The following is a 12874-nucleotide window of genomic DNA, read 5'->3' as shown; positions in this document are numbered from 1 at the left end:
TTCGGGAGGATCGTCCGTGAAGTCGTATCGAGTGCGCGTCGCCGTGGCGCTGGCGGCGGCCGGTATCGCCGTGACCGCTTGCGGCGGCCCCGTGCAGGCGGGTTCCGCGGCCATCGTGGGCAATGAGCGCATCACCTCCAGCCAGCTGAACGACGAGGTCCGCGAGCTGCGCGCCGCCCTGGCCGCGAACAAGATCCCCGAAAACCAGCTCCAGCTGTCCTTCTCGCTGCCGCAGACGGTCCTGCTCAACATGACCACGAGCAGGCAGTTCCAGGAGCTCGGCCGGCGCAAGGGCGTCACGGTCACCGACCGTGAGGTGGACGACGTCGCCGTCGCCCAGGGCGGCTGGGACCAGTTCAACAAGGTGCTGCTGGCCAACGGCATCCCGCTGGACGAGAGCCGCGACTTCATCCGCGCCGTCATCGTCCGCAACAAGCTGGCGCAGCAGTCCGGGGCGGGTCAGGACCAGGCGAGCCAGCAGGCCGCCCTCCAGAAGGTCGTCGAGGAGGCCGACTCGACCGTGCCGGTGAAGTACAGCCCGCGCTACGGCAAGTTCGACCCCCAGCAGGGCTTCGTCGCCGACGACCGCTTCGGCGCGACCACGGGCGCGCCCGGTGCGGGCGCGGCGGGTGCGGAAGGCGCGGGTGCGGAAGGCGCGGGCGCGGCAGGTGCGGAAGGCGCCCCCCAAGCCGGCTGACCGCCCCAGGACGGCCGTGATACGCCATGAGGGGTGATTAGGGTGGGAACATGGCGTTGATCGTGGTGACCACCTCGCCCAGGGTCGCTCCGGGGCTGCTCGCGCCCGCGGCGTGGAAGGCCCTCACCGCGGGACGAGTGCTCACCGGCACTCCCGAGCACCCCTGTCTGCCCTATCTCGACGAGGTCGGCGTCCGGGTCGAGGTGGTGACCCCGGACCCCGGCGCGATCGCCCGCGAGAGCCGTACGGGGACGGTGGTGTGGCTGGCCGCGCAGGACGGCGACGAGGACTTCATGCGCGCGGTCGGCCACGCCGCGATCTCCCTGGACGAGCCGCCGGAGATCGAGGTCGTCCCCGGTTCCTACGACCTGCCGGGGGCCCGGCTGCTCGATCTCGTCCAGGTCATGGACCGCCTGCGCCGCGAATGCCCGTGGGACCGCAAGCAGACCCATGAGTCGCTCGTGCCGTACCTGGTCGAAGAGGCCTACGAGGTGCTGGAGACCATCCACGAGGGCGACTACGGCGCGCCGCTGCGCGAGGAGCTCGGCGACCTGCTGCTCCAGGTGGTGTTCCACGCTCGCCTCGCTCAGGAGCGCGCGGGGACGGACGGGGACGGCTTCGACATCGACGACGTCGCGGCCGGGATCGTGGAGAAGCTGGTCCGCCGCCACCCGCACGTCTTCGCGGACGTCGAGGTCGCCGGCGCCGGTGATGTCGCGGACAACTGGGAGACGATCAAGGCGGCGGAGCGGGCCGCCAAGGGGGAGACCGCGTCGGTGCTCAGCGGCGTGCCCATGGGCCAGCCGGCGATCTCCCTGGCCGCCCAGCTCCTGCGCCGGGCCGGCCGCGCCGGGGCGCCCGGGGTGCTCGCCGAGGACCTCGCCACGCCCGTCGGCGCCCGCCTGTTCGCGCTCCTACGAGAGATCCAGGACGCGGGGCTCGACCCCGAGGCCGAGCTGAGGGCGGCGGCCAGGGAGTACCGGCGGCGCGTGGAGGAGTGGGAAGGCGATCGCCGGGTGACGCCGCCGGACACGCCGTGAACGGGTGGCCCTCCGCCGTACCGAGTAGTAGGGACCGATAGGCTCGGGAGGCAAACCGCCCGCCATTTTGCTAGGAGCGTTCGTGGCTGCCATCGAGGCCATCACCGCCCGCGAGATTCTCGATTCCCGTGGGAACCCCACGGTCGAGGTCGAGGTACTGCTGGACGACTACAGCACCGGCCGCGCCGCCGTTCCGAGTGGCGCCTCCACCGGCCAGTTCGAGGCCGTCGAGCTGCGCGACGGCGACAAGAAGCGCTATCTCGGCAAGGGTGTCGAGAAGGCCGTCCTCGGCGTGACCGACGAGATCGCCGACGAGCTGATCGGCTTCGACGCCGAGGAGCAGCGTCTCATCGACCAGACGATGATCGATCTTGACGGCACGCCCAACAAGGCCCGCCTCGGGGCCAACGCGCTCCTCGGCATCTCGCTGGCCGTCGCCAAGGCCGCCGCCGACAGCGCCGACCTGCCCCTGTTCCGCTACGTCGGCGGGCCGAACGCGCACATCCTGCCCGTGCCGATGATGAACATCCTGAACGGCGGCGCGCACGCCGACACCAACGTGGACATCCAGGAGTTCATGATCGCGCCGATCGGCGCCGAGACGTTCTCCGAGGCGCTGCGCATGGGCGCGGAGACCTACCACACGCTCAAGAGCGTGCTGAAGGAGAAGGGCTACGCCACCGGCCTCGGCGACGAGGGCGGCTTCGCGCCGAACCTGCCGTCGAACCGCGACGCGCTCGACCTGATCCTGGTCGCCATCGAGAAGGCCGGCTACACGCCGGGCCAGGACATCGCGCTCGCGCTCGACGTCGCGGCCAGCGAGTTCCACAACGACGGCGTCTACACGATCGACGGCAAGGGCGTGTCGTCCGCCGAGCTGATCGCCTTCTACGAGGACCTGGTCCGCTCCTACCCGCTGGTGTCCATCGAGGACCCGCTGAACGAGGAGGACTGGGAGGGCTGGAAGGCCATCACCACCTCCCTCGGCGCCAAGGTCCAGCTGGTGGGCGACGACCTGTTCGTCACCAACCCCGAGCGGCTCGGCCGCGGCATCGCCGAGGGCGCCGCCAACGCGCTGCTGGTGAAGGTGAACCAGATCGGCACGCTGTCGGAGACCCTCGACGCGGTCGACCTGGCCCACCGCAGCGGCTACCGCTGCATGATGAGCCACCGCTCCGGCGAGACCGAGGACACCACGATCGCCGACCTCGCCGTGGCCACCAACTGCGGCCAGATCAAGACCGGCGCCCCGGCCCGCTCGGACCGGGTGGCCAAGTACAACCAGCTCCTGCGCATCGAGGAGCTGCTCGACGACTCGGCGCGGTACGCCGGTCGCGCCGCCTTCCCGCGCTTCCAGGGATAGCGGCGGCACACGCGGGTAGCCCGGCTGGACACGCCCCCGCACACGCGGTGCGGCGAGCGCCTACGCGATGTGGGGCGTGGACGGCCGGGACGGGCGGTTAGGGTGGCCGTCGATCGGGCCATGCGCTGACCGGCCGGGAGGGGTGGTTTCGTGGCGGCGAAGCGGCCGCAGCTCACCGGGCGCGCGGCGATCCTCGCGGTCGTCGTGTGCGCCATCGCCATGAGCCTGGCCTACCCCGTGCGAGAGTACGTCGCCCAGCGCCGGCAGATCGCCCAGCTGGAGCAGCAGCAGGCGAACGCGCTGCGCAAGCTCCAGAACCTGGAGGAGCGGCGCCGGCGGCTGGAGGACCCGGAATACATCAAGCGCCTGGCCAAGGAGCGGCTGTTCTACTGCGAGCCGGGCGCGGACTGCTACCAGGTGCTCGACGAGGAGCAGGCCGGCGCCGCCGCCGCCAAGGCCGGGACGAAGCCGCCGGAGCGGCCCGCCTGGTACGTCACGCTCTGGCGGTCGTTCGAGGCGGCCGACAAGGGGCGGCCCGCCGTACCCGGGCAGGGGCAGCGGAGCCCGGCGCCGACGGCGACTCCGTCCCCGGCGGCGGGCTGAGGACGGCGGGATGAGGACCGCGGCGGGCATCGTGAAGGGCGAGGAGATCGACGTGGCGGACGACCAGGTGGGCGCCGTGGACCAGGCGGACCTGGAGGCGGCGCGGGCGCAGCTCGGGCGGCAGCCGCGCGGGGTGCGGGCGGTCGCCCACCGGTGCCCCTGCGGGCTGCCCGACGTGCTGGAGACCGCGCCCCGGCTGCCCGACGGCGCGCCGTTCCCGACCTTGTTCTACCTGACCTGTCCCAAAGCGGCCTCGGCGATCGGCACGCTGGAATCGTCCGGGCTGATGCGGCGGATGCAGGCACGGCTCGCCGAGGACCCCGAGCTGGCCGAGGCGTACCGGGCGGCCCACGAGGACTACGTCGCCCGCCGCGACCGCGCGGCCGGCGAGGAGGGCCTGGAGCCGCTGCCGCGCGACATGCAGAGCGCCGGCGGCATGCCGGACCGGGTCAAGTGCCTGCACGCGCTGGTCGCCCACGAGCTGGCCGCGCCGGGGGTCAACCCGTTCGGCCGGGAGGCCCTGGACGCGCTGCCCGACTGGTGGGCCGACGGCCCCTGCGTCGACCTGGAGAAGCCGGAAGAGGCGATCGGGGGCCGGGAGGGATGAGCGTGGAGACGAAGCGGGTCGCGGCCATCGACTGCGGGACCAACTCGGTCCGGCTGCTCATCGCGGACATCTCGGGGGACGACCTCACCGACGTCGAGCGGCGGATGGAGATCGTCCGGCTCGGCCAGGACGTCGACCGTACGGGACGGCTCGCGCCGGAGGCCCTGGAGCGGACCTTCAGTGCCATGCGCGGGTACGCCAAGCTGATCAGGGAGCACTCCCCGGACGGCCCCGTGCCGGTCCGTGTGGTCGCCACGTCGGCGACGCGCGACGCCGCCAACCGGGCCGACTTCGTCTCCGGCGTACGGGACATCTTCGGCGTGGAGCCGGAGGTGGTGACCGGCGACGAGGAGGCGCGGCTGTCCTTCACCGGCGCCACCCGGGGCCTCGCCGGAGCCGCCGCCGAGACGCCCTTTCTGGTGGTGGACATCGGGGGCGGTTCCACGGAGTTCGTCGTCGGCTCCCGGTCCGTCGAGGGCGCGCTGTCGGTGGACATCGGCTGCGTACGGCTGACCGAGCGCCACCTGCACGACGACCCGCCGGCCACCGGGGACGTGGAGGCCGCTGTCGCCGACATCGAGGCCGCGATGGACCGGGTCGAGGAGAGCGTCCCCGTGCGCACGGCGCGCACGCTGGTCGGCCTGGCGGGCTCGGTCACCACGGTCGCCGGGATCGCGCTCGGCCTGCCCGCCTACGATCCGGCGCGCATCCACCACTCGCGCATCCCCGCCGAGCGGGTCCACGAGGTGTCCGCGCGGCTGCTGGAGATGACGCACGACGAGCGGGCGGCCATTCCGGTGATGCACCCGGGCCGGGTGGACGTCATCGGCGCGGGCGCGCTCATCCTCGACCGCATCGTCCGCCGCTACGGCTTCTCCGAGGTCGTGGTGAGCGAGCACGACATCCTCGACGGCATCGCCTGGTCCCTCACTGCCTGACGCGTCCGCCGGGCCCTGCTCCTCCGGGCGGCCCTCCGCTCCCGAAGATGTCCCCAGCCGCCAGGTAGCGGATTGAGCCCTGTCGGGAAACCGGCTAATTCCGATTGGTAACCCGCGATGGGCCGATCATGGTCTTGACAACACATCCAGTGCAGCCGAAATAATTTACCCATCCAACCAAATCGCCCCAGCGTTCTAGACCTTCGACCCCAGACACAGTCGGCGCCGGGGGCTTCGGGTTCATCCGCTCAACAGCTCGCGGCGACCACCTGGTCCGCGCCCTCCGCTGTCCAACCGCGCCACCTGACCCCCCATCCGACAAGCCCTGGAGGACCGGTGCCCCTCGTCGCCGGAGTTGACTCGTCGACCCAGTCGTGCAAAGTCGTCATCCGCGACGCCGAGACCGGGAAGCTGGTGCGCGAAGGTCGCGCACCACACCCCGTCGGCACCGCCGTGCCGCCGGCCGCGTGGGAGGCCGCACTGTCCGACGCGGTCGCACAGGCCGGCGGACTGGACGACGTGGCGGCCGCCTCGATCGCCGGGCAGATGCAGGGCATGGTGTGCCTGGACGCCGGCGGCGCGGTGATCCGGGACGCCGTGCTGTGGAACGACACCCGCTCGGCCGGCGCCGCCGCCGACCTGATCTCGGATCTCGGCGGCGGCGAGGCGGGACAGCGAGCATGGGCGGAGGCGGTCGGCCTGGTGCCGGTGGCCAGCTTCACGGTCACCAAGCTGCGCTGGCTGGCCTCGGCGGAGCCGGACAACGCCGCCCGTACGGCCGCGGTTTGTCTGCCGCACGACTGGTTGACCTGGCGACTGTCCGGCGCACCGGGGCTCGATGCGCTGCGCACCGACCGCAGCGAGGCCAGCGGGACCGGATACTGGTCGGCCGCGACCGATGAGTACCGCCTGGACCTGCTCCGGTTGGCCTTCGGTCGCGACGATGTGCTGCTGCCGCAGGTGCTCGGGCCGACCGGTCAGGCCGGGCACCTGCGCACCGGCGCGCCGCTGGGCCCCGGCGCCGGCGACTGCGCCGCAGCGGCGCTGGGTGTCGGTGCCGAGCCGGGCGACGTGATCGTGTCGATCGGCACCTCTGGCATAGTGTCCACCGTTTCCGACGTGCCGGCCGCGGACCCGAGCGGGATCGTGGCCGGGTTCGCCGACACGACCGGCCGGTTCCTGCCGGTGGTGTGCACGCTCAACGCCGCCCGGGTGCTGGACGCGGCCGCGACCATGCTGCGGGTGGACCACGCAGAGCTGTCGGCGCTGGCGCTGTCCGCCCCGCCGGGCGCCGACGGGCTGGTCCTGGTGCCCTACCTGGAGGGCGAGCGCACACCGAACCTCCCGCACGCCACCGGAGCCGTGCACGGCCTGGCCCTGCGGACCTCGACTCCCGCGCACCTGGCCCGCGCGGCAGTGGAGGGCATGCTGTGCGCACTCGCCGACGGGCTGGACGCAATGATCGCGCAGGGCGCGACGGTCAACCGGGTCATCCTGGTCGGCGGCGGCGCCCGCTCGGAGGCGGTACGCCGAATCGCGCCTACAGTCTTCGGCCGCCCCGTACTCGTCCCACCACTGGGGGAGTACGTCGCCGACGGCGCCGCCCGCCAGGCGGCCTGGGTGTTGTCAGGCGGGCAGCGGCCGCCGTCATGGACGGTCGGGCAGGTCGAGACGCACGAGGCGGACGCCGTGCCGGCGATCCGCGAACGGTACGCCGTGGCCCGCGCGAACGTCCTCGACCGCGCTGACTGACGGCGGCAGAGCCGGTCAGCGGGCCGGCGCTACGAGCCACGACCACGCCGAGGCATTCACGTGCGCGCCTGCATCGGCCACGCGACCGCACCGTCATGGCGGCGTCCGCCTCCGCCCGCAGGTCCATGGCTAACCACATGAGAGCTGACCTTTGGCCTGAGGATCACCGGCGGACGCGGCGCGGCGTTGTCGTTCGGACACCGCTCGGACCGCTCGGACCGGCCGCGCGGCCCGCGGGAACACCCGATGGGCGGTCCGGGCGATCGACGTCACCGCACGACATCTTCGGGAACGTGCGGCCCAGGAGGAGATCTTGCCGGTACTGCGCAATGCGTAGTACTGTGCTGTGCGTGGACGGTAGTCAGCTCCTCAAAGGGGTCCTCGACCTGGCGGTCCTCGCGGTGCTCGCCGAGCGCGACAGCTACGGATACGACGTCGTGCGCCGGCTGCGTGAGGCCGGACTGGAGGACGTCGGCGACGCCTCGGTGTACGGGACGCTGCGCCGGCTCTATAAGGCCGGAGCGCTCACCTCCTACGTGGTCGCCTCCGAAGAGGGGCCGCACCGCAAGTACTACGGCCTGAACGACGTGGGCCGCTCGCTCATGCAGACCTCGGCGAAGACGTGGACGTCCTTCGCCGCCACCATGAACGACCTGCTCAAGGAGGTCGACCCAGGATGAACCCCCCGATGACGCCCCAGGACTACGCCGCCGCCGTACGCGAGGCGCTCGCCGATCTCCCCGCCCGCGACAGGGAGACGTTGCTGGAGGACCTGGACGAGCATCTCGCCGAGGTCGCCGCCGAGCCGGGCATGTCGCTGGAGGAACGCCTCGGCAGCCCCGAGGCGTACGCCGCCGAGCTGCGGGCCGCCTACGGCGGGAGGCCGCAGGGCGGAAACGACTCCTCGCTGGCCGGGCGGCTGCGCGAGCGGGTGACCGGAGCCGTCCGGCGCGCGCACACGCGGCTGCTCGTGCTGCCGCCCTACCGCCAGGCGGCCGTCTTCGCGCCCGAGCTGCGTCCCGCGTGGTGGGTGCTGCGGGGCTACGCCATCGCGCTGGCCGTGCTCGCGCCCATCAGCGCCCCGGGGCTGGTCCCCGGCGACATCCCCGCGTGGGTGTTCACGCTGGCGGTCGTCTGGGGGTCGGTGTGGCTGGGCCGGCGCGGCCGTACGGGGGCGTCGCGCTGGGGCCGGGTGCTGCTGCTCGGGGCCAACCTGCTGGCCGTGGCCCTCGTGCTGGGGGCGATGGCCGACGTCCCCAGCACGTCGTCGCGGAGCGTCGCGTTCGACTACGGCCCACGGCCGGCGATGCACGCGCTGGGCGTACGGGTGGAAAGCGTGTCCTCGCTGGGCGGGAACGTCTCCAACATCTTCCCGTACGCCGAGGACGGCACGCCGCTGCACGACGTCCGGCTCTACGACCAGGACGGCAACCCGATCATGCTGGAGCAGGGCTTCGACCAGGAGATCGTCATCCCCTGCGACGGGGAGCCGCCGATCCGCAACGCCTACCCGCTGCCGCTGAAGCCCGTGGAGCGCCGCGCCGATCCCACCGAACCGGAGGCGGCGTGCGCGCCCGCCACGCTGACGCCTTCGCCCACGCCCTTGTCCTCACCGTCGTCCACGCCCTCCGCCGAGCCGTCCGGCTCCCCGTCGGCCTCCGCCACGCCGACGCGCTGACGCCGGCGGCGGAGCGTGCACACTCCGGCTCCGCGCTGTGGACGGAGCCGGAGGCGGGACGTCAGCCGTGCAGGCGGACGGGCAGCGAGAACAGGCCGCGCATGATCGCGCTCGGCCACCACGTCAGCGTGGCCGGGTCGACGGCCAGGGCCAGGCCGGGGAACCGTTCGAGCACCCGGCCGATCGCGGCCTCGCCCTCCACCTTGGCCAGCGCGGCGCCGATGCAGTAGTGCGGGCCCCGGCCGAAGGCGAGGTGCGGCTCGCCGATCCGGCCGGGGGTGAACGCGTCCGGGTCGGCGAACGCCGCCGGGTCCCGGTTGGCGGCCAGCAGCGAGACGAGGATGGGCTCCCCGGGCAGCATCTCCTGGCCGCCGATGACCACGGGCTCGGTGGGAAAGCGCCAGGTCGCGTTCCGTACGGGACCGTCGTAGCGCAGCATCTCGTCGATGAAGTCCGGCAGCCGCTTTGGGTCGGCGCGCAGGGCCGCCGCCTGGCCGGGATGCCGCAGCAGCGCGAGCAGGCCGTTGCCGATCAGCGCCACGGTCGTCTCGTGACCCGCGACGAGCAGCAGGAACGCGGTCGAGGTCAGCTCGTTCTCGTCGATCTCGCCCTGGTTGGACCGCCGTACGAGGTCGGTGAGCATGTCGTTGCCCGGCCGGGAGCGCTTGAGTTCGACCAGGTCGGCCAGGAAGCTCTCCAGGGCGTCCGTGGCGCGTTTGATCTCCTCCACCTCCGACGCCGCCGCCGAGTCGATCACGGAGGCGTGGCGGTGGAAGGTGTCCCGGTCCTCCTCCGGCACGCCGAGCAGGTCGCAGATGATCGTGATCGGCAGGGGATAGGCGAGGGCGGAGACCAGGTCCGCCTCCGGACCGTCGAGGCGGTCGAGCAGCGCGTCGGTCACCTCCAGCGCCCGCGCGCGCAGCCCCGCCATCCGCCGGGGCGTGAAGGCCGCGCTCACGAGCCGCCGCAGGCGCGCATGGTCGGCGCCGTCGGCGTTGATCATGTGGCGGGCGAGCCCCGGCCGGTGGTCCAGGGGCAGGCCCAGATTGGCGGCCCGCCACTCGGGCGAGCCCGCCGCCGGGTCCTTGGCGAGCGCGGGATGAGTTAGCGCGGTCACGGCGTCCTCGTACCGCGTGACCAGCCACGCCTCGCAGCCGGGCAGCGGCACGCGGGTCACCGGCGCGTTGCGGCGCAGCCAGTCGTAGGCGGGGTAGGGGTCGGCGTCGAACGCCGGGCCGAACAGCGGGGGGCATGAGTCGATGGACACGGGCCGTACGTACCCACCTTCCGTACGGCGGAAAAGATTGGAATCTTCCTCGGTGTGACCTCTCATGACACCCGGATGCCCGCACATCCGCTGCGGGAGTGCCATGGCGGGGGAGATCCCGTTTCCGGCCGACGCATCCCCTTTGACCTGGCACGATCGGTGTCATGAGCTTCGTTCCTCCCGGTTCCGGCTGGCCGGGCGACCCCGCGGCCCCGGACACCCCCGTCGCCCAGAACGCCCGTGAGGTCGCCAAACTCGCGGCCGAGAGCCGTACGCCGGCCGAACTGACGGCCCGGCAGTCGGTGTGCCGCGCCTGCCCGCGTCTGGTGGAGTGGCGGGAGGAGGTCGCCGACGTCAAGCGGCGGGCGTTCGCGGACGAGACCTACTGGGGCCGGCCGATCGCGGGCTGGGGCGACGAGGAGCCGCACACGCTCATCGTGGGCCTGGCCCCCGCCGCGCACGGCGGCAACCGGACCGGCCGGATCTTCACCGGCGACCGCAGCGGCGACTGGCTGTTCGCGTCGCTGTACCGCACCGGGCTCGCCGCACAGGAGACCAGCGTGCGCGCGGACGACGGACAGCGGCTGATCGGCGCGCGCATGATGGCGGCGGTGCGGTGCGCGCCACCCGCCAACAAGCCGACGCCGGAGGAGCGCGACACGTGTTTCCCCTGGCTCGCCAGGGAGCTCGCGCTGGTGGCGGGCACGACCCGGGTGATCGTCGCGCTGGGCGGCTTCGCCTGGCAGGCCGTGTGGCCCGCGCTGCGCGCGGCCGGGTTCACGCTGCCGTCCCGCAGGCCGCCCTTCGGGCACGGCGTGGAGGTGCCCATCTCGTGCGGCGCCGCCTCGGTCACGCTCATCGGCTGTTACCACCCCAGTCAGCAGAACACCTTCACCGGCCGGGTCACCGCGGACATGCTCGACGCGGTCTTCGCCCGTGCCGCGGCCCTGGGGACCTTGTGAACGATTTCACGAGTGTGAAGTCGGTCACTGAGGGAAGATTGCAGGAATTTTCCCGAGAAATGTCATCGCAAGATGACTAAGTGGGGAAAATCACTGGACCTTCGGCCCTAGTCGATTGGTGCGGTTGCCATCTCGTGACGTAGGCTTGTGAATGCTTTCACAAGCTTGGGAGGGCATCGTGGCAGACCGCAACTGGAAGCACGTCGTCATCGTCGGCGGTGGGTACGTGGGCCTTTACACGGCTCTTCGTCTTCAGCGCACGCTCCGCCGTGAGCTGCGCGACGGCAGCGTGCGGATCACGCTCATCGACCCGCAGTCGTACATGACCTACCAGCCGTTCCTCCCCGAGGCGGCGGCCGGCAACATCTCGCCGCGCCACGTCGTGGCCCCGCTGCGCCGGGTGCTGCCGAAGGTGCGCATCCTCAACGGCAAGGTCTCCAAGGTGCACCACGAGGCGCGCACTCTGACCTTCGAGCCCGGCGCAGGCCAGTCCCGCGAGATGGAGTACGACGTCGTCGTCATGGCGGCCGGTTCGATCTCGCGTACGCTGCCGATTCCCGGCCTGGAGGACGCGGCCATCGGCTTCAAGACCGTCGGTGAGGCCATCGCGCTGCGCAACCGGGTGATCGCCCTCCTCGACCGGGCCGAGTCGAGCGACGACGAGGACGTGCGCCGCCGGGCGCTGACCTTCGTCGTGGTCGGCGGCGGTTTCGCGGGCATCGAGGCCCTCGCCGAGCTCGAGGACATGACCGAGGACGCGATCAGGTACTACCCGAGCATCGAGAAGAAGGACCTGCGCTGGGTGCTCATCGAGGCGTCCAACCGGATCCTGCCCGAGGTCGGCCCCGAGATGGGCGAGTGGACCGCCGAGCAGCTGCGCGAGCGCGGCATCGAGCTCAAGATGGAGACGTTCCTGCAGTCGTGCGAGGGCGGCCTGGTCAAGACCTCGGACGGCGACGAGTTCGAGTCGGCCACGATCGTCTGGACCGCCGGCGTCAAGCCGAGCCCGATCGTCAACTCCACCGACCTGCCGCTCGACGAGCGGGGCCGGATCAAGACCACGACGCGACTGACGGTCGCGGGCGTCAAGGGCGCCTTCGCCGCCGGCGACATCGCGGGCGTCCCCGACGTGACCAACCCCGGCCAGTACTGCGCGCCCAACGCCCAGCACGCCGTACGGCAGTCGAAGGTCCTCGGCGACAACGTCGCCGCGTACCTGCGCGGGGAGAAGCTGAAGGACTACCGGCACAAGTACGCCGGCTCGGTCGCCGGGCTCGGCCTGTACCGGGGCGTCGCCAACGTCTACGGCGTGAAGCTGCGCGGTCTCCCCGCCTGGTTCATGCACCGCACCTACCACCTGTCGCGGGTCCCCACCGTCAACCGGAAGGTCCGCGTGGTGATGGACTGGACGCTGTCGCTGTTCTTCAAGCGCGAGACGATCTCTCTCGGCGAGATCGAGCACCCGCGTGACGAGTTCAGGGCGGCCGCTGAGAGCGGCCGCAGGCGCTGACCCCTCGCAGCGGCAGGACCCCAGAACACCGGACGACCCGTCGGCACCGCCGCCGGGTCGTTCCGTCTTCCCGCGGCTCTGCCATGCTGGTGTGGTGGACGGGGGAGAAGGTACGGACGGTCTCCCCGAACCTTGACCGGGTGGCGGCCACCCGCGCCGTTCGCCCGCAGTGGAAAGGGGGACAAGCCGCGTAAGACGTAACTTGCTTACAGAGGAGTGATCCGTGACATATGATCGCGGCGCCCCCGTAGCCCAATGGCAGAGGCAAGCCCCTTAAAAGGGCTGTGGTGTGGGTTCGAGTCCCACCGGGGGCACCATCCCCTTCCAGCACGAAAAGCCGGCGGCCAGCACGAGTCCGGCCACCGGCTCTGATCTACCCGGTCCGGCCGGAGAGAAGCGTCCAACTTCAGGGCCCGGGCCCTGACGAGCATGCGTAGATCTTCTTCTGACATTTGCC

12 protein-coding genes and 1 tRNA gene are annotated in these 12874 nt (G+C 71.9%); 12 read left to right on the top strand and 1 reads right to left on the bottom strand.

Annotated elements, in window-relative coordinates:
* Window positions 1-16 precede the first annotated feature (16 nt).
* From ACWEQG_RS16020 to ACWEQG_RS15980, 9 genes are all read left to right on the top strand, one after another.
* Window positions 17-697, top strand: coding sequence for a SurA N-terminal domain-containing protein (locus tag ACWEQG_RS16020; RefSeq protein WP_452285329.1), 681 nt, complete (start codon window positions 17-19; stop codon window positions 695-697).
* A gap of 50 nt (window positions 698-747) precedes the next feature.
* Entirely contained in the window at window positions 748-1737 is a 990-nt protein-coding gene (locus ACWEQG_RS16015; protein WP_452285327.1) for a MazG family protein, read from the top strand.
* An 82-nt stretch (window positions 1738-1819) separates the two neighbouring features.
* Window positions 1820-3100: a phosphopyruvate hydratase gene (eno, locus tag ACWEQG_RS16010; protein WP_346226900.1), complete on the top strand. Its 1281-nt coding sequence runs from the start codon at window positions 1820-1822 to the stop codon at window positions 3098-3100.
* A 150-nt stretch (window positions 3101-3250) separates the two neighbouring features.
* The gene (locus ACWEQG_RS16005; RefSeq protein WP_452285325.1) at window positions 3251-3703 is read left to right on the top strand and encodes an FtsB family cell division protein; all 453 of its coding nucleotides are present in this window, start codon (window positions 3251-3253) and stop codon (window positions 3701-3703) included.
* A 10-nt stretch (window positions 3704-3713) separates the two neighbouring features.
* Window positions 3714-4310 carry a DUF501 domain-containing protein gene (locus tag ACWEQG_RS16000; protein WP_452285323.1) on the top strand — a complete coding sequence of 199 codons (597 nt, stop codon included), beginning with the start codon at window positions 3714-3716 and terminating at the stop codon, window positions 4308-4310.
* Window positions 4307-5248 (top strand): Ppx/GppA phosphatase family protein, encoded by a 942-nt coding sequence (locus ACWEQG_RS15995; RefSeq protein WP_452285321.1) that lies wholly within the window; start codon window positions 4307-4309, stop codon window positions 5246-5248. The genes ACWEQG_RS16000 and ACWEQG_RS15995 overlap by 4 nt, the downstream gene beginning before the upstream one ends.
* Before the next feature lie 336 nt (window positions 5249-5584).
* Window positions 5585-7000 (top strand): xylulokinase, encoded by a 1416-nt coding sequence (locus ACWEQG_RS15990; protein WP_452285319.1) that lies wholly within the window; start codon window positions 5585-5587, stop codon window positions 6998-7000.
* 350 nt (window positions 7001-7350) lie between these two features.
* Window positions 7351-7680, top strand: coding sequence for a PadR family transcriptional regulator (locus tag ACWEQG_RS15985; protein ID WP_452285317.1), 330 nt, complete (start codon window positions 7351-7353; stop codon window positions 7678-7680).
* Window positions 7677-8678: a DUF1700 domain-containing protein gene (locus tag ACWEQG_RS15980; protein WP_452285315.1), complete on the top strand. Its 1002-nt coding sequence runs from the start codon at window positions 7677-7679 to the stop codon at window positions 8676-8678. Before ACWEQG_RS15985 ends, ACWEQG_RS15980 begins: the two co-directional genes overlap by 4 nt.
* 61 nt (window positions 8679-8739) lie before the next feature.
* On the opposite strand, the gene ACWEQG_RS15975 is transcribed toward ACWEQG_RS15980, so the two are convergent.
* Window positions 8740-9945 (bottom strand): cytochrome P450 family protein, encoded by a 1206-nt coding sequence (locus ACWEQG_RS15975; RefSeq protein WP_452285313.1) that lies wholly within the window; start codon window positions 9943-9945, stop codon window positions 8740-8742.
* A 164-nt stretch (window positions 9946-10109) separates the two neighbouring features.
* On the opposite strand from ACWEQG_RS15975, the gene ACWEQG_RS15970 reads away from it, so the two are divergent.
* The 3 genes from ACWEQG_RS15970 (at window position 10110) to ACWEQG_RS15960 (ending at window position 12734) form a co-directional block, all read left to right on the top strand.
* Window positions 10110-10907: a uracil-DNA glycosylase gene (locus ACWEQG_RS15970; protein ID WP_452285311.1), complete on the top strand. Its 798-nt coding sequence runs from the start codon at window positions 10110-10112 to the stop codon at window positions 10905-10907.
* Window positions 10908-11058: 151 nt separating this feature from the next.
* Window positions 11059-12417, top strand: a complete 1359-nt coding sequence (locus tag ACWEQG_RS15965; protein ID WP_363462291.1) for an NAD(P)/FAD-dependent oxidoreductase — start codon at window positions 11059-11061, stop codon at window positions 12415-12417.
* Window positions 12418-12658: 241 nt separating this feature from the next.
* Window positions 12659-12734, top strand: a tRNA-Leu gene (locus tag ACWEQG_RS15960).
* Window positions 12735-12874 lie beyond the last annotated feature (140 nt).

The organism is Microbispora sp. NPDC004025 (assembly GCF_053604425.1).
The sequence above is the reverse complement of the archived record's forward strand: the minus strand, read 5'-3'. Positions and strand labels throughout refer to the sequence as shown.